General features: G+C 67.3%; 33 protein-coding genes. 32 read left to right on the top strand and 1 reads right to left on the bottom strand.

The features are described 5' to 3' along the window. Nucleotides 1-82: 82 nt before the first annotated feature. Nucleotides 83-313, bottom strand: a complete 231-nt coding sequence (locus AB0N02_RS43160) for a hypothetical protein (protein WP_363959969.1) — start codon at nt 311-313, stop codon at nt 83-85. 104 nt (nt 314-417) lie between these two features. On the opposite strand from AB0N02_RS43160, the gene AB0N02_RS43155 reads away from it, so the two are divergent. The 32 genes from AB0N02_RS43155 to AB0N02_RS43000 all read left to right on the top strand — a co-directional run bounded on the left by AB0N02_RS43155 (nt 418) and on the right by AB0N02_RS43000 (nt 17,792). Continuing rightward, entirely contained in the window at nt 418-1,302 is an 885-nt protein-coding gene (locus AB0N02_RS43155; RefSeq protein ID WP_363959967.1) for a hypothetical protein, read from the top strand. A gap of 229 nt (nt 1,303-1,531) precedes the next feature. Further along, nucleotides 1,532-2,089 carry a GIY-YIG nuclease family protein gene (locus AB0N02_RS43150; RefSeq protein WP_363959964.1) on the top strand — a complete coding sequence of 186 codons (558 nt, stop codon included), beginning with the start codon at nt 1,532-1,534 and terminating at the stop codon, nt 2,087-2,089. Beyond that, entirely contained in the window at nt 2,086-3,573 is a 1,488-nt protein-coding gene (locus AB0N02_RS43145) for a DUF5131 family protein (RefSeq protein ID WP_363959961.1), read from the top strand. Before AB0N02_RS43150 ends, AB0N02_RS43145 begins: the two co-directional genes overlap by 4 nt. Nucleotides 3,574-3,654: 81 nt before the next feature. Next, nucleotides 3,655-4,566 (top strand): hypothetical protein, encoded by a 912-nt coding sequence (locus AB0N02_RS43140; protein ID WP_363959958.1) that lies wholly within the window; start codon nt 3,655-3,657, stop codon nt 4,564-4,566. Then, a complete protein-coding gene (locus AB0N02_RS43135; protein WP_363959955.1) occupies nt 4,563-4,823 on the top strand; it encodes a hypothetical protein in 261 nt (86 codons plus the stop codon). Before AB0N02_RS43140 ends, AB0N02_RS43135 begins: the two co-directional genes overlap by 4 nt. Beyond that, a complete protein-coding gene (locus tag AB0N02_RS43130; protein ID WP_363959952.1) occupies nt 4,820-5,173 on the top strand; it encodes a hypothetical protein in 354 nt (117 codons plus the stop codon). The genes AB0N02_RS43135 and AB0N02_RS43130 overlap by 4 nt, the downstream gene beginning before the upstream one ends. Before the next feature lie 199 nt (nt 5,174-5,372). Next, a complete protein-coding gene (locus AB0N02_RS43125; RefSeq protein ID WP_363959950.1) occupies nt 5,373-6,056 on the top strand; it encodes a hypothetical protein in 684 nt (227 codons plus the stop codon). Beyond that, the gene (locus AB0N02_RS43120) at nt 6,056-6,568 is read left to right on the top strand and encodes a hypothetical protein (RefSeq protein ID WP_363959947.1); all 513 of its coding nucleotides are present in this window, start codon (nt 6,056-6,058) and stop codon (nt 6,566-6,568) included. The genes AB0N02_RS43125 and AB0N02_RS43120 overlap by 1 nt, the downstream gene beginning before the upstream one ends. Then, complete coding sequence (locus AB0N02_RS43115) at nt 6,565-7,224, top strand: hypothetical protein (protein WP_363959944.1); 660 nt, start codon at nt 6,565-6,567, stop codon at nt 7,222-7,224. Before AB0N02_RS43120 ends, AB0N02_RS43115 begins: the two co-directional genes overlap by 4 nt. Continuing rightward, a complete protein-coding gene (locus AB0N02_RS43110) occupies nt 7,221-7,721 on the top strand; it encodes a hypothetical protein (RefSeq protein WP_363959941.1) in 501 nt (166 codons plus the stop codon). Before AB0N02_RS43115 ends, AB0N02_RS43110 begins: the two co-directional genes overlap by 4 nt. After that, nucleotides 7,718-8,116, top strand: coding sequence for a hypothetical protein (locus AB0N02_RS43105; RefSeq protein ID WP_363959938.1), 399 nt, complete (start codon nt 7,718-7,720; stop codon nt 8,114-8,116). The genes AB0N02_RS43110 and AB0N02_RS43105 overlap by 4 nt, the downstream gene beginning before the upstream one ends. Nucleotides 8,117-8,421: 305 nt before the next feature. After that, on the top strand, nt 8,422-8,676 hold the full coding sequence (locus AB0N02_RS43100; RefSeq protein WP_363959935.1) for a hypothetical protein: 255 nt from the start codon (nt 8,422-8,424) through the stop codon (nt 8,674-8,676). After that, nucleotides 8,673-9,770, top strand: a complete 1,098-nt coding sequence (locus tag AB0N02_RS43095) for a DNA cytosine methyltransferase (RefSeq protein ID WP_363959932.1) — start codon at nt 8,673-8,675, stop codon at nt 9,768-9,770. The genes AB0N02_RS43100 and AB0N02_RS43095 overlap by 4 nt, the downstream gene beginning before the upstream one ends. A gap of 90 nt (nt 9,771-9,860) precedes the next feature. After that, nucleotides 9,861-10,334 (top strand): hypothetical protein, encoded by a 474-nt coding sequence (locus AB0N02_RS43090; RefSeq protein WP_363959929.1) that lies wholly within the window; start codon nt 9,861-9,863, stop codon nt 10,332-10,334. A 33-nt stretch (nt 10,335-10,367) separates the two neighbouring features. Then, nucleotides 10,368-10,613, top strand: coding sequence for a hypothetical protein (locus AB0N02_RS43085; RefSeq protein ID WP_363959926.1), 246 nt, complete (start codon nt 10,368-10,370; stop codon nt 10,611-10,613). Nucleotides 10,614-10,742: 129 nt separating this feature from the next. Beyond that, nucleotides 10,743-10,979 carry a hypothetical protein gene (locus AB0N02_RS43080; RefSeq protein ID WP_363959924.1) on the top strand — a complete coding sequence of 79 codons (237 nt, stop codon included), beginning with the start codon at nt 10,743-10,745 and terminating at the stop codon, nt 10,977-10,979. Then, a complete protein-coding gene (locus tag AB0N02_RS43075; protein WP_363959921.1) occupies nt 10,976-11,359 on the top strand; it encodes a hypothetical protein in 384 nt (127 codons plus the stop codon). Before AB0N02_RS43080 ends, AB0N02_RS43075 begins: the two co-directional genes overlap by 4 nt. Beyond that, the gene (locus tag AB0N02_RS43070) at nt 11,352-11,687 is read left to right on the top strand and encodes a hypothetical protein (protein ID WP_363959918.1); all 336 of its coding nucleotides are present in this window, start codon (nt 11,352-11,354) and stop codon (nt 11,685-11,687) included. Before AB0N02_RS43075 ends, AB0N02_RS43070 begins: the two co-directional genes overlap by 8 nt. Continuing rightward, a complete protein-coding gene (locus AB0N02_RS43065) occupies nt 11,680-12,045 on the top strand; it encodes a hypothetical protein (protein WP_363959915.1) in 366 nt (121 codons plus the stop codon). Before AB0N02_RS43070 ends, AB0N02_RS43065 begins: the two co-directional genes overlap by 8 nt. Further along, the gene (locus AB0N02_RS43060) at nt 12,032-13,186 is read left to right on the top strand and encodes a hypothetical protein (RefSeq protein WP_363959912.1); all 1,155 of its coding nucleotides are present in this window, start codon (nt 12,032-12,034) and stop codon (nt 13,184-13,186) included. Before AB0N02_RS43065 ends, AB0N02_RS43060 begins: the two co-directional genes overlap by 14 nt. Nucleotides 13,187-13,257: 71 nt before the next feature. Next, the gene (locus tag AB0N02_RS43055) at nt 13,258-13,596 is read left to right on the top strand and encodes a hypothetical protein (RefSeq protein ID WP_363959909.1); all 339 of its coding nucleotides are present in this window, start codon (nt 13,258-13,260) and stop codon (nt 13,594-13,596) included. 351 nt (nt 13,597-13,947) lie between these two features. Next, complete coding sequence (locus AB0N02_RS43050) at nt 13,948-14,349, top strand: hypothetical protein (RefSeq protein ID WP_363959906.1); 402 nt, start codon at nt 13,948-13,950, stop codon at nt 14,347-14,349. A gap of 71 nt (nt 14,350-14,420) precedes the next feature. Then, nucleotides 14,421-14,765: a hypothetical protein gene (locus AB0N02_RS43045; RefSeq protein ID WP_363959903.1), complete on the top strand. Its 345-nt coding sequence runs from the start codon at nt 14,421-14,423 to the stop codon at nt 14,763-14,765. A 75-nt stretch (nt 14,766-14,840) separates the two neighbouring features. After that, a complete protein-coding gene (locus AB0N02_RS43040; RefSeq protein ID WP_363959900.1) occupies nt 14,841-15,005 on the top strand; it encodes a hypothetical protein in 165 nt (54 codons plus the stop codon). A 110-nt stretch (nt 15,006-15,115) separates the two neighbouring features. Beyond that, nucleotides 15,116-15,391 (top strand): hypothetical protein, encoded by a 276-nt coding sequence (locus AB0N02_RS43035; protein ID WP_363959897.1) that lies wholly within the window; start codon nt 15,116-15,118, stop codon nt 15,389-15,391. Nucleotides 15,392-15,517: 126 nt separating this feature from the next. Further along, nucleotides 15,518-15,670 (top strand): hypothetical protein, encoded by a 153-nt coding sequence (locus tag AB0N02_RS43030; RefSeq protein WP_363959895.1) that lies wholly within the window; start codon nt 15,518-15,520, stop codon nt 15,668-15,670. After that, a complete protein-coding gene (locus AB0N02_RS43025) occupies nt 15,667-15,894 on the top strand; it encodes a hypothetical protein (protein ID WP_363959892.1) in 228 nt (75 codons plus the stop codon). Before AB0N02_RS43030 ends, AB0N02_RS43025 begins: the two co-directional genes overlap by 4 nt. A 77-nt stretch (nt 15,895-15,971) precedes the next feature. Next, nucleotides 15,972-16,445, top strand: a complete 474-nt coding sequence (locus AB0N02_RS43020; RefSeq protein WP_363959889.1) for a hypothetical protein — start codon at nt 15,972-15,974, stop codon at nt 16,443-16,445. Then, entirely contained in the window at nt 16,438-16,833 is a 396-nt protein-coding gene (locus AB0N02_RS43015) for a hypothetical protein (protein ID WP_363959887.1), read from the top strand. The genes AB0N02_RS43020 and AB0N02_RS43015 overlap by 8 nt, the downstream gene beginning before the upstream one ends. Continuing rightward, nucleotides 16,811-17,125, top strand: a complete 315-nt coding sequence (locus AB0N02_RS43010; protein ID WP_363959884.1) for a hypothetical protein — start codon at nt 16,811-16,813, stop codon at nt 17,123-17,125. The genes AB0N02_RS43015 and AB0N02_RS43010 overlap by 23 nt, the downstream gene beginning before the upstream one ends. Continuing rightward, on the top strand, nt 17,122-17,502 hold the full coding sequence (locus AB0N02_RS43005; protein WP_363959881.1) for a hypothetical protein: 381 nt from the start codon (nt 17,122-17,124) through the stop codon (nt 17,500-17,502). The genes AB0N02_RS43010 and AB0N02_RS43005 overlap by 4 nt, the downstream gene beginning before the upstream one ends. Continuing rightward, nucleotides 17,499-17,792 carry a hypothetical protein gene (locus tag AB0N02_RS43000; protein WP_363959878.1) on the top strand — a complete coding sequence of 98 codons (294 nt, stop codon included), beginning with the start codon at nt 17,499-17,501 and terminating at the stop codon, nt 17,790-17,792. The genes AB0N02_RS43005 and AB0N02_RS43000 overlap by 4 nt, the downstream gene beginning before the upstream one ends. Nucleotides 17,793-17,884: the final 92 nt, after the last annotated feature.

Genomic DNA, 17,884 nt, shown 5'->3' with positions numbered 1-17,884 from the left:
CTGCCCAGGACGCCCTGTTCGACCTGGCGGGAGGCGCATCATGACCACGTCTTTCTCCGCCCTCCCCTTCTCGGGGAGGGACTCAAGAAGAGGAGCCGGCAGGAGGCGAAGAGGCAGCTTCGTGGACACGCGCAACGATCGCTCGGATCGTCTCGCGGGACCATCCGGTGACCTCAGCCACGTCGATGATCTGCCATTCGCCAGAGTCCACAACGCGTGTGATCTCTTCGTCAAGTTCGCGCCGGGCCTGATCAAGGCGCTCTTTGGCCGCGCGGTGTGCGCGGAGCTTCGCAATCAGGGTGCCCGTCGTCATACGCACATGGTCGCACGCCACTGTCATGCAAGTCAGTTTGCCATATAGAGCGCAAAGTCGCTTTGCGTATAGTAGAAATAAGTCACTTCCCCTACAGGAGAGTCATGACCAAGCATCTCGACGTTGGCCGAAGCTGGCGCACCTGGGCCAAGCATGAGCTGATGAGCAGCTTCGTGGGCCAAGAGGTTGGCGCGGCTGGGCGCCTCAGGGCAGTCGAGCGCCTTGGGTGGATCGACCTCAGCGCAGGCGACGCCGCCCCCGTGGATGGAGTGGAGTGGCGCAAGGCATGCTCTCCGGGGATTCTTGCCTACCACGCGGCCTGCTCAGCGAAGCCTGTTGAGGTCGTCCTCTACGAGATCCAGCCCGCCACCTACGACCGTCTCCTGAGCAACCTCACCGCGCAGCTCCCCTGGATGGGCTACGTCCAGCACAGCTACAACCTGTGGCGCCTTGGTGATCGCGTTAGGGTGCGCGTGCTCAACGCCAGCGGTCACACCGCCTCGGTGGGCTTCATCGAGCGCACCGATGCCATCCTGGCGCTCAACGACCCGAACGCCATGACCGAGTGGGCAATGCGGGACAGCTTCGCCCAAGAGATCGTCGACCGTACGGGCTGGTTCCGCAGCCTGTCCACGATGGGTTGCAACCCGGCCGGACTGAAGCGACTGGACCTGGAAGAACGACAGGCATGGTTCGGCCTGGTCGGCGCACAGCAGGACGCTCTTCCGGACTATCGCGACTTGCTCCTCGCGGCGATTGAGCGAGACGACGCTCAGTGGGCCTACCTGCTGTCCACAGCGGCGAAGTGGCGCGGCTCGACGGAGTCCGTGGTGAGGACGGCGTTCAAAAGGATCGGCAGAACAGCCGCGATGGCGTGGCTCGGTCAGGACCCTCACCAGTTCGAGGAGACGAAGCGGGCGCTGTTCCTCACGAAAAAGGAGCTCCGCGAGCAGGCCAGCACGCCTCTCCCTCTCTGGGAAGCGTCATGAAGAACCCGCCGTATCGCTCCTACCGCGAATACCTGAGGCACCCCAAGTTCTTGGAGATTCGCGCCCAGGTGTTCGAGCGGGCCGCAGGCCGATGCGAGCGGTGTCACGAGTGGCCGCCAACCGAGCCGCACCACCTGCGTTATCCGCCCTGGGGCACCTTCGACGTCCCCGAAAACATGATCGCGGTGTGTCACCCCTGCCACTGCGAACTCCACGGAAAGAAGTTCCCATGACAAAACTCGGAGACGCGCTAAGCGCGGGTGACCAGAAAGTGGCATTCCACGCCTATGGCCGCCACGGCCAGCCGTGGGTCAAAGCTGAGGTCACTCCCAGCACGGTTGATGGTTTCTGGCACGTCACAGTCATGGAGCACGGGGGCGTCGCGACATTCACTAAGCGGCCTGTCCAGCGGGACTTCGTAGCTCCTTACCTCCGCAACTTCGGAGTCGCGGACGTCGACTTCCTGCCCATGCCCGGCAAGCCGAGCCGTAACAACCCTTGGGCTCCGCAACAGGCGGACGCCGAGGCGGGGGATGCGCGGGACGTCTACTTCATCCAAGGCATCGAAGGCGGTCCGATCAAGATCGGCGTTTCTCGCGACCCGTGGGAGCGACTGGCAGCGATCCAGCTCATGAGCCCCGTTCAGCTACACGTCCTCGGCACCATCCGAGGCGTCGGACAGCCCGAAGAGCGGCGCCTACACGAGCGTTTCGCCGAGCACCGATCACACGGCGAATGGTTCCACCCCGCCCCTGAACTGATCGATTACATCCAGGAGAACACGTGACCAAGTTGGGGCCGTATGAGGTTCACCCTGCGGCGGACGCCTACCCGCTGATCGAGGGCGAGGAGTTCGACAAGCTGGTCGACAGCATCAAGCGCAACGGCCTGCGAGAGCCGATCATTCTGAACCACGACAAGACGGTGTTGATCGACGGCCGTAACCGGTACCGGGCGTGCGAGATCGCTGCTGTTGACCCGGTATTCGAGGCGGTCGGTTCGCACTACACCGAGCTGAAGATCCTCAACATGATCGTGGATCTCAATGAGCGGCGGCGGGACCTCAATCCAGGACAGAAGGCCATGGTGGCGCTGGTGCTTGAGCCCATGTTCGCGGAGGCAACGAGGAGAGGCCGCCCGATTGGTGACTCTGCGAAGTTGACGACTACGAACGGTGAAGTAATTCCCGCCGATCGGCGGGAATTGGAGCCGAAGCCTGTCAGCGCCGATAGACGCGAGCGTGAATCCACCACCATGGCGGCCCGAGCCGTAGGTGCTTCGGGTCGTACCGTGCAGCGAGCGAAGGCGCTTCAACGGGACGCGCCTGATCTCGCTGAGAAGGTCCGCATCGGGCAGATGGCCCTCGATGCCGCGGACAAGCAGCGTAAGCAGCGGATCCGCATAGAGCCGAAGCCTGAGCCCGAGAAGCCTGGCCAGGCGATGCTCACTCTCCGCACTCATGACGGCCGCGAGGTTTTCTACCCGAAGCCGCAAAGCAGGGCAACCTTTAACAACAGTGACGGGGACGGAGTGTCCTGGGCGGCATGGACATGGAACCCGGTCACAGGGTGCCTGCACGGCTGTGACTACTGCTATGCGCGTGCTGGAGCCACCAGCGAGCGGCTTAAGCCGTATTACCCGGCGGGGTTTACTCCACTGTTTCACCACCAGCGGCTTGACGCGCCGGCTAATCATGTCGTGCCTGCTGCACATCGCGACCACCCGTGCGTGACCTGCGACGGCCCCGACTGTGCATGGAAGCGCGTGTTTGTCTGTTCCATGGCGGACCTGTACGGCCGCTGGGTGCCCGACGAGTGGATCACCCAAGTCCACACGTCCATGTGCGCCAACCCCCGATGGCAGTACATAACCCTCACCAAGTTTCCGGCCCGCTACGTCGGTCTCGACATGCCGCCCGGCGCATGGGTCGGCACCTCCGTAGATGAGCAAAAACGCGTCCGGATTGCCGAGGACGCGTTCAGGAACATCGGCGACGTCAAGGTGAAGTGGCTATCCCTTGAGCCTCTCAAGGAGCCGCTGGAGTTCACCGACCTGTCGATGTTCGACTGGGTCGTCATCGGCGCCCAGACCGAGACCTACCAGCCGACCGGCACTGTGCCCGCGTTCGCGCCGCCGTTCGAGTGGGTCGCCCGCATCGTCGCGCAAGCTCGCGAGGCCGGATGCAAGGTCCACCTGAAGCCGAACCTGCTCGGCGCGGTCAGCCCCCAGCTCCCCGGCATGCAGCTGCCCGATGAGTACCCCACGGAGTGACACCCCGCTGGAGCGGCCCGCCGCGTGCGTGCCGCTCCGCACCGCCCCAAGACCACCTTTCAGCACTCCTTGAAGGACTTCATGAGCACGCTCCCGGACGGGCTGGAACCGATGGACCCGTTGACCTGGCGAACGGTTGTCGCCAGGTGCCTGCTGGGGTCCACGGTGAAGCTCGTTGCCTACACGCTGGCGAACTACGCCAGCCCGGATGGCTCTGACGTGCGCCCTGGCGAGGCGCTGCTCATCAAGGACACCGAACTGGGGGAGCGGACGGTTCGGGACGCGCTGGCCAAGCTGCGTGATATCGGCCTCATCGCACGGACTTTCCACGCCTCGGCAACGGGGTTGCGGGACAAGGCGGATGAGTACCAGCTGACCTTTCCGGAGGACCTGGAGAGCCGGGTCGCGATGTGGGATCCGAAGCGTCGCCGGATCACTCAGGGCGGTGAGGAGATGGCTCCGCCCGCGCCGAAGACGAGGCAGAAGCGCACCAAGGCACCGGCATCTCCTGCCGGTGGTTCGGAGGGTGCCCCACCGGCAGGAGATGCCGGTGGTCCTGTGGAAAACGGCCCCGAATCTGTGGGAAACCCTGTGGGCAACGCCCCGGAAAATCCATTACCGGTCGGTAACCACCGGCAACTGTTACCAGAACCACCGGCAACTGTTACCGGAACCACCGGCAGGAGTTGCCCCCCACCTAGCCATGCACCTAGCCACTCACCTAGCCAAGACTCGGGGTGCTCGCCGTACGGGGCTGAGGTGGAAGGGGAGGCGGCCGAGCGCCGCGAGCCTTCGGCCGATTTCGATTACTCCACCGCCTTCAAGATCGTGAACCAGGTGCTGGCCCGCGTCCCCGCCTACACCGAGACCGTCAAGGCCGAAGCGGCCGCCAAGGGGCGCGACTCGCCGCGAGGTGAAGCACTGACCATCGCCGTCGCCCGCCTCGTACTCGCCGACTACCCCGAACTCACTCCGGAACGGAGGACCGCATGACCGACATCAGCCCACTCGCCCAGCAGGCCTACGACCGGGGATACACCCCGATCGCGTTCGCCGAGATGAGTGTCCAGAGCCTCATCGAGGCCCACGCCCACCTCGTCACCGGGCAGCCCGTCGACCCGGACGCGTTCCCCGACTTCCCGGTCGAGCTGACTGTCTCGGCCCTGGCGAGCCGCATCGTCGGCACGCTGCTCGACGCCGGGTGGATGGCGCCCGGCGAGCTCGTCGACCTGAGCAGGCGGCCGTCGTGACGAAGACCGACGACAAGCCGGAGATCCTCACCGCGGTACCCGAGCTGATTGCTTTGGCCCTCGCGGTCCGCCGTGACTGGGTGGCGAACGACGTGCAGGCCGCCCTGGTGGACGCGAAGGTCCACGGCCAGACCTGGCCTCAGGCGCTTGTCGGCCTGGTGCGGCTGGTCGTTGACCCGCAGGCCCGGCCGGCGGAGTTGGTTCCGGCCCCGCTGGACCCGCAAAGGCCAGGGCCGCGCGTCGTGGGTGACCCTCAACGGCACGCTGCGGCGCTTGCCGCGGCGAAGCAGGCGTGCGCTGACGGGGCGGCTGCCCTCAAGGCCGCTGAGAAGACCGGAGATATCCCGTGACGCGCCAGCCGCCGGTCATCGATGAGCTCCGGGACCGCATACGCCGTCTGGAGGCAGAGCGGCTCCGCCCGGAGCGGCCGTTGCCGCGGCAGCCGACGGACCTGGACAGGTTGCTCGCCGTCCTGAACCGCCTGCTGACACGGCCGGGTCCGCCGGACCCGCCCACCCCTAACAAGATCACCAAGGAAGGAGAAGCGCGATGACCTCAGCTCTGACAAGCGACAGCGACACGGCAACCACGCTCACCGCTGACCAGCTGAACGAGATGCGCGCCGAGGCTCGCCGCCGGTCGGCGGGCTTGATCGACCCGTGCGCTCTGAATCGCATCGGCTGCATGCCCTTCTACCCCGAGTGGGCCACTGCGGTTCTCGGCCGGGACTTCCCTGGTGTGCGTTGGCTGCACAGCTGGGAGATCACTCTCCTCGACATGGCGCTCGACGCCGAGCCCAACCGGCCTACCCCGGCCGCCGTCCGCGAGCGGCAGGAGAAGGCCCGCGAGGACCACGAAGCGCTCCAGCGGGCCGCTGCCGACGCCTACGCGGCCAAGGAGGCGGCCTGGCGCCAGTTGCGGGACCGGCTGCCCATCACGGTGAGCGTGGGTCACAACTGGACCCTCGGCCACTGGGAGAGCGGCTACCAGTCAGGCCGCGAGCACATCGTGGCCCAAGAGGACCTGTACCTCGGCCGTCTCCGCCGCAAGGCCAAGCAGGTGTTTTGCGAGACGCCCGCCAAGGTCACCTCCGGCCGCCGCAACAAGGACCCGCTGCGCGGCGTCGACCGCGACGACGACGGCGAGGACCGCATCCCGACTTGCAAAGCGTGCCTGAAGGTCGCTGAGCGAATCGCCAGGCCCACCTCCAAGATCAACGACAAGGAGTTCTGATGACAGACAAGACCGTCTACCGCAGCGCTCACCCCGACGTGCTCAAGATCTGGGACGACTCCGACGCTGCTACCCAGCATTGGCGGGCGCGGGTCGAGGACTTCCTCGACGAGCACGCTCTCACCGGCCGCAGCGTCTACTTCAGCACCGCCTCCAGCGCCATCCTCGGCGTCGAGCACAACGAGAACGAGGAAGTACCGCCCGGGTGGCGCATCCACCGCACCCACGGCTACCTCGTGCCCCGCCTTACCACCAAGGCAGGCAAGACCGCCAACACCCGCCTGGACGAGCTCAAGAGGCCGGATCCGCGTGACGAGGTCCCCGGCATGCCGAAGAACTGCTTGGCGGGCGCTTCCTTCATGACCTGCGGGATGCAGGTCATGGGCGGCGTCCTGTACGTGACCTGGCCGCGGCCGATCCCTGAAAGCCAGGTCGACCTGGCGGTCTGGGAGCCGGTGAAGCTCAGCGAGTACTACGCCGCCGTCGAAGCCGCCGAAGAGGTGCCTGCGTGACCCGCGTCTGGCCTTCCCGTGAGGAGTGGGCGGCTGCTGCCGAACGGTCGGTCCGTACGGCCTGCTTGCCGCTGGAGCGAGTACCGGAAGGCGCCGAGCACTACCTGACCGCCGACGAGGTCGCCGAGATGGACCGCCTGTACGTGAGCCTGTCCGCATCGGTGCGGGCGCCACTCACGGCGGAGATCAAGCGGCTCCAGGAGCAGCTGCCGTGGCCGCCGCCGGCGAAGCCTCTCGACCGGTCCCGCTGGCACGACGCCCTGACGGCCGAGCAGCAGGCCGCATGGCAGCGGTTCTGCGAGCTGCGCAACGCCCGCCTGGATGTCGGCCGCCGCGCCAAAGGGCAGACCGATCAGCTCATCGGGTGGGCGCGGTTCCCGCTGGAGCACAGCGTGCTGTCCGCAAACGTGGCCCCGCTCGTGCCGGACACCGAAGCGCTGGGCCGCCTCGCCGAACTTGAAGCGAAGTACATACGGCTCCGCGAGCAGGCCGCCCAGGACGCGCTTGACGCCGTGATCGCCCGGACGGTGGCGGAGCGCAACTCCGACGAGGGGTGGGCCCGCGAGTTGGAGCGGCGTGCCCGCATCGATAACGGCCCGGTCGTCCACGTCGTCCGCCTCACCCCCACCGAGATCAACGAAGGAGACCCCCGATGACCGAGACGCCCGAGATCGTCTACTGCCGTAACGAGGACTGCGCCGAGCGCACGCCCGCGGTCGCCCGCGTGTCGTGGCCTGATGGCCGGTACAACCCGACGACGGCCTGCGCCGAAGACCTGGAGGTGATCGTCTCCAACTCGATCAGTGAGGGTCACGTTGTCCTCGTCGAGCCCGTCACGGAGCACAAGTCCGATGCGTACCGCAGCTACACCGTCACCCACATGATCAAGGAACTGGTCAGGGTCCGCCGCCGCGAGGTCGGGCGGGACGTTCGCGCCATCCTCCTGGAGGCGCCCGACCACCCCGGCTACGACGAGCTGCCGGAGACGATCGAGGAGCGGCGCAAGCTGCCGGCTCGGTTCCACGTCCCGGTGTGGACGGACACCGGCGAGCCGCCGATGTGGGTCTGCGCGGTCTGCTGGGAGGACGGGGTCGTCTACGGGTGGCCGTGCCAGGTCGCGGCCGAGAACGGCGGCGAGGTGTTCGCGCAGTGAGCACCGTCGAAGGGTGGACCGCCTGTGGGGCGGTGAGCGAGCACGGGGATGTGTGCGCCAGCGAGGAAGGCCACTCCGGGCTGTGCCGATCCGACGGCCCCCGCAAGCACGTGAGCGCCCCCGAGAAGGCGGGGAAGCCTTGGTGCTGGTACCGGGACGACGCCGTCTCCTGGAACGCGGATCACCCGGTCGGGGCTCCGGTCCGCTACTGGCCGGGCTGGAGTGAGGGTGAGGGCCGCGTTTCCCGTACCCGCACCCCAGCTTGGACGCTCGGGTCGGGCGAGGCCGTGGTCTCCGTCGAGGGCTACCCGGGCGGCATCGCCCTGACCCACGTCGAGCCCATCCCGGCCTCTGTCCGCCCTCAGGGCGGGGAGACCTCCGAGGCGCCGGCCTGATGCACCTCCGCCACCGGTGGGAGGTCACCGAGGCGATCGGCCGAGTGGTCACCCAGCAGTGCCGGGTGTGCGGCAAGACGCGGGTGCGGGTGCAGTGACCGGAGGGGCAGAAGTGGCTCGGGAAGGCGTCCAGAGTCCACGCTCCCGCGAGGCGAAGCGTTCGCCGTCACGCCTGAGGGGCGACCGGTTTAGAGCTTCTGGAGGGACTTCAGGGCCTCTTGCGGCGGCCCTCGGTTTGAACTCCAGTTCCCAAAGTGATCAAGAAAACGAACACAAGATCGATCATCGATATCGAAAGGACCCCCATGCCCGTCTCGCCCGGCCAGATCTACGAGTCCTGCCACCCCCTCGACGAGGGCCGCCGCATCCGCGTCCTCGGCGAACCCGGCCGCTTCCACGGCGTCTACGGCTACGGCAAGGTCACCGTGGAAACCATCGACGACAACGGCCGCGGCGTCCGCCGCCGCGCCATCGAGGTCAGCCAGCTCCACGACAGCGGCACCACCCGCACCGGCCAGGCCCGCCGCACCGGCTACCGGCTCGTCGAGGACGCCGAATGACCCCCAACATCATCAACCTCTTCGCCGGCCCCGGCGGCTTCGACATGGGCGCCCGCATCCTCGGCATCACCGAGCAAATCCACGGCTACGACATCGACCCCGACGCGAACGCAACCGCCGCCGCGGCCGGATTCGCGCGCACCCGGGCCAGCGTGCTCGACCTCGCCCCTGACGGCATGCACGGCGTTGACATCGCCGTCATCACCCCGCCATGCCCTCCCTTCAGCCGGAGCGGGCTCGGCAAGGGACTGGACGACTTCCCGGCAATGAGTCGAGCGTTCACCCTGCTCGGAGACAACTTCTGCGGGATGGTGGACGACGACGCGTACGCCGAGGCGCTCGTCGACATGCACGACTCCCGCTCGGCGCTGGTGGTCGAAACGCTCCGGGTCGCGTTCCGGCTGCCCGACCTTGAAGTGCTCGTGGCTGAGCAGGTTCCGGCCGCGGCCCGGCTGTGGCAGGAGATCGGCGCCGAACTGGCGATGGCCGCGAACTGGGAGTTCCTGGCGGTGCTCACCGTGGCCGCCCAGGACCTCGGCGTGGCGAGTGCCCGAGTCCGCACGTTCCTGGTCGCCGCCCGCGACTACACGCCGAACCTGGCCGGGTTGCCGATGCGGGCGCTGTGGACGACGGGCCGGTTCGCCCCGCCCCGACAGGAAATGCCCCCGCCATGGGCGCGGTTTCCCTCGACGTCGATGGCGGCGGCACTGGGCTGGCCGGCTGGGGAGCGGGTCAACACCCGCGGGGCGCGGCGTACGAGCGGCGGCAACGAGTTCTCCGCCGATGGCCCGTCCTGGTGCCTGACCAGTAAGGCGCGGTCATGGAAACGCGTCTCCGATGGCGCCCCGCTGACGGCTGCGCAAGCGGGACTGCTCACCGGGTTCCCGGAGGACTACCCGTGGGCGGGGAGCCGTTCCAAGCAGTTCCTGCAGTCCGCCGATGTCGTCTCGCCGCCGGTGGCCGCCGCGGTACTTGGCGCAGCCCTCGGCCTCGACTGGCAGGGGCCGGTCCGCGACTACCTGGCCGGCATCTACCCAGCCACACCACGGGAGGCGATCTACCAGCCTTCCCTCTTCGAGGAGACGGCGGCATGAGCAGCCCCCGCACCCTCGACCGCGCCGCCCTCTGACCTTCCCCGCCCGCCCTCACCCGAGGGCGGGCCCCTGAAAGGAACAAGATCAATAATGGGCAGTTCGCCAACCGGAATCCTCGCCTACGGCTACGCCCTCGGAGGCGCTGACGGCTGGAACATCAGCGAAGTCGACGAGTACGACGGCATCGACCCCACCAAGATCACCTGGTACGACGAGGACAACGGCGACTTCACGGAACAGGCGGAGAAGCAGCTACTCGCCGCGTCAGGTCTCACCGAGACCGACTGGCGGGTAGACGGCTACTTCGCTCGCAAGCGTGAGGCGGAGGCCAGTCTCGGCGTGGAGTTCTATGGCCACGGCTACGACGGGGGCCCGATGTACGCCCTCGTGACGAAGACCATCACCGTCGAGTGGGGCGAGTCCAAGGTCCTCGACCTGCCCGCCCTGATGGCTGCGCCTGCTGAGCACGGGTGGGACGACAAGCTCGCCGCCGCGCTGACGGTTCTCGGCATCACGCCGACGCAAGAGAAGCCCGGCTGGCTCCTCTGCGCCTACTACGGCTGACCTCGCCTACCCCCGACGACAAGGACACCAGTAATGACCGAGCCGATGCTCCTCCCGACCCGCGACGAGCTCGACCTCTTGGTCGACACCGACCCGTTGAGGCTGCGAGACAAGGCGTTCGCGCTCCTCGCCGAGGTGGAGCGGCTCCGCACCGAGCGGGACGCCGCCAAGGAAGACGCTACCAAGTGGCGGAATGTCGAGTTCGAGATCGAGCGCGCCGCCGACCGCGGTGACCTGGACGCTCAGGACCTCCTCGCCATCGCAAACGGCAAAAGCTGACCAAGTCATCCGCCGCCCGCCCCCTGCTGTGGGGCGGGCCTCAACCCTCCGAAAGGACAAGGTCACATGACTGAACCTCGACGCCGGAACATCCACTGCTCCAACTGCGGGGACACACGCGGAGGCCCTGTGGGTCACGAAACGAGCGAATGCACGTGGAGGCAGCCGAAGCCGATCCCGGGCACCAACTACAGCTTGGCCTGGGCCGAACTGAAGGGCTATGTGCGGGAGGCCGTCAACGACGGCCGCGGCATTGACCCGGTGGACCTGTTGGCCTACATGGACACTCTCCACCGCCAAGCCCTTGCCCCGGTCCGGCAGTGGATGCAAGACCTCATCGAGGGACGCCCCGGGGAGGCGCCGTGATCACCAGCGGAATGTTCGACTCCTCGCGGGCCATGGTTCAGCACCTTCTCGACCTAGTCGACGCCACCCCCCTACAGGAACCTGCCGCCCGTTACACCTTGCCGTCCTGGCCCTTCGACGAGACTGACGTCGCCCGCGAGGACGAGACCCTGGAGCGTCTTGCTTGCCTGACTGCTGCATGCGCCTCACCTTGGGAAGCCGCCCGCGAGGCGTTCGGAGACCAGCACTCGTTCGCCAAAGCGTTCTTCGCCACTCAGCCGCCGAAGTACGAGCACCTCGCCCGGCAGCGGCGCCGCTGGCAGATCCTCCGCTACCGCTGGCCTGCTGTGTCCGCCGTCAAGACCGCCTACCACCGCCGCAGGAGGAGCCGCCGTGGCTGATATCCCCGACGCCCCACCTGGCTGGTTCACGGCCGAACCTACTGCTCTCCACAACGCCCGCACCGACGGAGGACTCCGCGCCCGTATCGCTGCCACTCTCTGGAACCGGGACTATCAACCCGGCCCAGAAGCGGAGATCGGCGGCTACATCTACGACATCGCCGATCGAGTTGCTGGTCTGGTCGAGGAACTCCGCGAGCAGGTCCGCGCCGAGGAGCGCGCCGCCATCGCCCGCATGGTGCGCCACTACTTCGCCGCCGCTGATGACCCGCTGTACGAGGACGTCCGCATCCTGTGTGGCCGGATCGAGCGAGGCGAGCATGCCTGACATCCCCGAGGAGGAGTGGGATCTCCTCGAACTCTTCGCCAATCTCCGCGTTCGCTTCTGGGCGTGCCTCAACAAGGCCCACAAGAACGTCACCTGGACCGGCGACGTCGCTTCCTGCGACACATGCGGGCTCACGTCGGAGATGACAGGCAGATACCGCGAGCTGGTTCGCCAGCACGAACGTCGTGAGATCGTCCGGCAGGTCCGGGAGATCACCGAAGACGACGGCCCTTGGCACACCGCCACCCGGCGGTTCATCGACCGCCACCCGCGCCTCGTCGAGGGAACCAGCGTCATCGCGGTGCTGCTTGCTGTCGCCGACGAGATCGAGAAGGGAGGCAACCATGGAACCCGTTGAAGCGATCGCCGACGCAATCCGCGACGGCCTCAGACTCCATCTTGGCCGTAACGCCACCCTCCAGGCCGTCGAAGGCATCCCTATCCGTCTGTCCGGGGGAGAGGCAGACGAAGCGGCGCGGCTCGCCCTGGGCGCCCTCGCCGAGCACGGCCTGGTCGTCGTCAACCGTGACGACCTCGCCCACACGGTCGAGGACGCCGACGCCTACGACAAGGAGTACCGGGGAGAGCTTGGCCCGCCGTCCGAGCAGGACCGCCTCGACCGGCTCCGCGCTGCCCTCGTCGGCGCAGCAGCGCGACCCTCGCCCGCCCCGCTCGCCTCCGTGGACGAGCTCCGCGGGGAGGACGTCACCGAGGAGGACGCGGCAGCTCTACGCGCCCACCGCGGCGACCCTCATCAGTGCGACGCCCAACAGGCGCTCAGGCGAGTCGTCGACCTCGCCCGTTACCTGGGGGACGTGCTACCGGTCACCGCGGACGACGTGGCCGCCGCGATCCTCGGCATCGACCGGCGGGAGTACCAGCCAGGGGAGCCTCTTGTACTCCTCGAACGGGTGGCTCTCGACTTCCCAGGCGAGACGCCGTGGCCCTGCTCGACCTCGGCGACGGTCCGGTCCCGGACAAGCCTCTCCGGGACCGGTGCCGAATCTGCCGGCACAAGCTTCAGGACCCCATCTCGATGGAGATCGGTATCGGCCCGGACTGTCGGGCAGCCCTGGGCATTACGTCGGGTCCTCGACGCGTACGGCTCGCTCGGGTTCGCGCTGGCGGGCACGTGCCGGGGCAGGGGGACTTGCTGCTGGAGGAAGAAGGTGGAGAAGGCGGGGTATCCATCAGTTGATCTTGAATCTTTCCCTTCCGACCTCTTGAAAAACTCAGCGCTAGAGCTGAGAATAGAGGTGTCGGCAGGAACAACGAAGGAGAACAACATGACCGCCAGGGACATCGACACCGCCCGCCAGACCGTCGCCACCGTGACCGGCCTCATCGACCACATCGCGGACATGCTGGTCACCAAAGGCGCCAGGCGGGACAGGGCCGTCAAGGTCGCCACCGACCACGTCCTCACCAAGATGGCCGCCGAGCGGCCCACCGCTTTCGGTGCCTACGTTCGCTCCCTCGCTGTCCTTGACGCCGCCTAATCCGCTGCCACGTCGGCCGCTACCGGAAGGGGGCGGCCGATACGGCATCGCACCTCACCTGGGAGAGTGACATGAACTGGGCCATGAAATTCGAATATGACGGCCAGGAGTACCTGCTTCCCGGCTTCACCAAGGCTGAAGCCGTAAGTCTGTGCGGTGACCTTCGCGGCTCCGGTTTCGCGGCCGACCTGGTCGACATGCTGGAGCCGCTTCGCGCTCGACTGCCCGCGGGGTGCCGTGTGCGCACCGCCGACGGCAAGGAGGGGAACGTGGTTGCACAGCCCCGCATCGGGGCGGCGGAGGTTGTGGGGGCTCATGACATGGATCACGCCGGGACGGGGATGGTGTCTGTTCGTCTCGATGGCCGGCCACCGGCATGGTTTGTCGCTGATGCCATTGACTTGATTTGAGAACATCAGCGCCAGCGTTCAGGATGTGGCCATGGCTGCTGAAAATGAAGATCGGAAACTTGTGACCAGCGAGGTCGCAGAGTTGGCGGGTATGAAGCCGTCTACCTGGCGCGGCCGACTGTCTCGCGGCGATGCGCCCAGGCCTGACGGTCACCATGACGCACGGACGCCCTGGTGGTACGAGTCGACCGTGCGGGCGTTCATGGCGGCGCGGAAGCCGCCTGGAAGGCCCCGCAAGGCCAGCTCGGAAGGCTAAAAAAAATCTTGTGGTGAAGGCGTCTCGACCTCTTGAAAAACTCAGCGCTAGAGCTGAGAATAGAGGTGTCGGCAGGAACAACGAAGGAGAACAACATGACCGCCACCGCCACCGAGCAGCCCCTCACCCGCGACCTGCAGGCCGCCATGCTCGCCACCTTCATCACCAACCTCCGCGCCGACCACCGCCCCGGCGCCCTCGCCACCCTCCGCCAGGACCTGTCGGTCGAGGACATGCGCCTCGTCTTCACCCACGCCAACCGCCGCCCCCGTCAGATCAACGACTGGCGGGCGGACGTCGAGCAGGTCGGCGAGATCGTGGTCATCCCCTGCGACCACGGCGGCGTCCGCATCGAGCACGAGGCTGGCTACGTCCTGGACGTGGAGGGCTGCTGGATCCACCGGGACGACCTCGACCTGACCACCGTCCACGGCGAGGAGAGCACCACCTGGGCGAGCCGGGACCTCGCGGTCACCGTCGCTCTGGCCCTCCTCTAACCGGGGCCCCGGCCCGGGGGAGACCCCGGGCACCCGTCCCACTTTCGACCTCAACCCCTCAGGAGCACGACATGACCGCCACCGACGCCCTCCCCACTGCCCTCGACGCTGACGGCACCCCCACTCTCGGCTTCCTGATCTGGGAGGCCGAACTCGACTTCAGGATCGCCGCCCGCGCCCTCCAGGCCGCCGCCTGCAGCCTCCGCATCGCCCTCCGCTGCAACAGCAGCATCGAGGGCATGCCCGCCAAGGTCCTCGGCCTGGCCGAGGTCCGCGCTGCGAACGACGACAAGATCGCCGCCCGCCTGGACGACTACATGAAGGCCAACCAGGCATTCATGGACGCGGCCTGGAAGCGCGCCGAGCTTGACCCCGAGTTCGACATCCGGCCGTTCCTCGTCGCTGGCACCCGCTGACGCTGCGCCGGGCGCGCCTCCACGGAGGTGCGCCCGGCAGAACGTCAGACCCAGCTGCTACCCCCGGAGGACACCTTGAGCTCCGCCCGTGACATCGACCACCTGCCCTGCGCCTTGCACGTCGAGGCCGGCGCCTCGACCCTCGCCCCGACCAACACACTCGCCACCGCTCTCGACGTGCGGCCCGCGACCCGCCTGCTCGCCGCCCTCGGCATCCTGGACGCCCACCCCACCGCCTGACCGGCTGCTGTGTCTGCCGCTCCTAACCGCGGAGGAGCGGCGGGCAGAACGACCAGCCAGACCACTCACCCCAACAATCTCGAAGGAGCGTCATGGCCTCCCACGGCGAAGTGCCCAAGCTTCCAGTTCACCTGCTCCAGCAGGGGTTCGGAATGGAGCACGATGGTGCAGTCGGCAACCTGCGTCGCGCCCTGCTCGACGTGCGCCAGGAGGTCGAGCAACTCCTCGCGGACCTCGACGACGACCCCGCCACCCACCTATACGGCGGAGCTGCCCGGAGCATGGCCGCCTCGGCAGGGGAGGCTGCCCGCCACGCGGGCGAGCTTGACATGGCCAACCGGCTGAGATTTCTCCTCCCCGTTGCCGCAGGAGTCGAGGAGAGCTGACCGGTTGCTGCGTCTGGCGGCTCTACGGGGAGGGCCGCCTTGCGGAACACCCGACCAGACCAACCTCAACCGATCTTGAAAGGACTCGACATGGCCACCGCCGAGAAGACCGCAACCATCCATACTGTGCCCGGCCTGAGCCCCGGCTCCGTCATGCACCTCATCAAGTACAGCGACGGCAACTGCAGCTACGCCCAGCCCAAGGACCTCGACTCGTGGCGGACTGACCTGACCGCTGAAGGGTGGACGGTTGTGGACGCCCCGGGCAGTGCCGAATGACGATCCGCCCCACCGCCGACCGCATCACCTCTGACGCCACCGACGTGGTCGCCGAGAAGCAGCCTGACGGCCAGTGGACTGTCACCGGCCGCCCTGGCTGCTACGACTACAACGGCGCCATCACCGCCCTGACGATCGCTGAGGAACTCGCCCGCGGTGCCTCCACCGACGACCCGCACATCCGCGACTGGGAGGTCGAGCTCGCTGAAGAGGCCTGCTCCTGATCGCTCCGCCTGCCAGCCCGTCTCCCGTGGGCTGGCACGGCACACTGAGAGGCATCCCCTACGGCTCGGAGGAGCCTGTGAGTATCTACGGCACCTGGCTGTCGATCGACGACGACAGCCACACCATCGGCGGATGCGCCCAGTACGTGGAGCTCACCGAGCAGGAAGCCGACATGTCAGGGTGGGACGCGACCGGCGGCGGCCAGTACTGGCGCCGCGACCGTCAGGCCGCGTGCTCGTGCGGGAACCTGCCGCCCATCATCTATCAGGGCTCCCACATCAACCCGTCGGCTGCGGATCCCCGCGGCGGCCACGTGTCGTTCTGTGCCATCCCGAACTGGTGCCACCCCTCTGTGAGAGGCGCCAGCACTGACGATGGCCCCTCCGTAGATTACGCCCGCCTCTGGGTTACGCAAGAGGACGGCGAAGGCGGCGTGGTCGTCCTCGACCGCACCCAGGTAGCCCAGCTCCGCGACACCCTCACGGAGTGGCTCGACAGCCGCGACCCGGTTGAGATGCCGGCCGCACCCGAGGAGAAAGCCCATGCCTGAGTTATGGGGCAGACGCCCACACCTGCTCGACCGCCTTGCGTGGTGGTGGACCTTCCGAGACGTCCGCGCCACGGACATGTCCCTTACCGCCTCGGGCGGCTCTGTCTTCCTGGAACTCCACACCCCAGCGTGGTTCAAGAGGTGCATCTCAGCAGAGGTCACTCCTGACGAGCTCAGTCTCCTCGCCGAGCAGATCGGCGACATCCTTGACGACACTCCAGCTGAGGCGTCCGCTGACCTGTCTCGATTCATCGACGCCATGAGCCCCGAGGAGCGGATCCTCGCCCTGGAGTACTTCGCAGGCCGGGACCGAGGAGACTTCCTGTATGCCGTCAGAGAGGCCCGGAAGCGGTACGTTCGAGCGAATGGCTACCGCGATGACCTCTGACGACGTCCTCGCCGTCTTGGCGTCCCGCATCTCTGCCGACACCGGCCAGGATCAGGCGGATGTTCGCCAACGGCTCGACGAACTGAACCGAACACCACGCGATGAAGTGAACCCCGTAGTCATCGTGGACCTGCTCGCGCCCACCGCGACCGCCCTCGGCATACCGGTGGCCAGCGTTCTCGACCGCCTCGATGGAGTCCCGGAGGAACAGCGCGGGCCGGTGCTGACTCAACTCGCCGGAGCCCTTGCGCCCGCCGTCGTCCAAGCTGTCCGGGCCGAGGGGGAGCGTTGAGCAACCCTGACGGCGTCCTCGCCGCGATCAACGCCTGCCTGGACGACTACACCGTCAGTGAAGACGCCATGAGGTGGACCGTCGAGGAACCCGCGGAACCCAAAGCGCTGCCACTGGCCAACCTGTGGATGCCGCAGGCGGACCCCGAAGCCGTGCGGCGAGCGGGCGAAGTGATGGTGGCGCAGTTCCAGGCGTTCATGGAGGCGATGCGACCAGTTGCCGAGCAGATGATCCGTGACGCCACTGTTGCCTATGAGGCCATCGCAAAGATCATCAGGACACCGGAGATGCGTGAGCTCCTGGCGGCCCGCCAGCTTGCGCGTCGGGCAATGAAGACTGAGTACCGCCGCCGCACCCGCAGGAAGAACCGCCGATGAAGTCTGTTCCCAAGGCCAAGCGCGTGACCGTCGTCATCGAAACCGAGGACGGCATAGGTGCCTGGCAGGCCGAGTATCCGGAGGACATGACGTTCGACTTCAACGTCGAGGACCCCTCTCAAGACCCGTACGTGGGAGCGTGGCACCTCCAGCGCTCGCCGAAGTGCCGATTCGGCGTTGACGTCGACTGTGGAGAAAACGGCCTCGTCGCCGCCACCACCGTGGAGGCTGTGAACGGGCTGCTCGCGCGGATCGGCAAGGCGCCCGCCTCTCCCGAGGAGGCGCGTTGACCCCAGACCGTACCGCGGAGCTCCGCCAGGCCATCGCCGACGACCTGGCAGCCTTCCTGAAGGCCCGCTTCGGCGAGGACGAGCAGACAGCG

This window comes from Streptosporangium sp. NPDC051022 (genome assembly GCF_040683035.1).
GTDB lineage: Bacteria > Actinomycetota > Actinomycetes > Streptosporangiales > Streptosporangiaceae > Streptosporangium.
The sequence above is the reverse complement of the archived record's forward strand: the minus strand, read 5'-3'. Positions and strand labels throughout refer to the sequence as shown.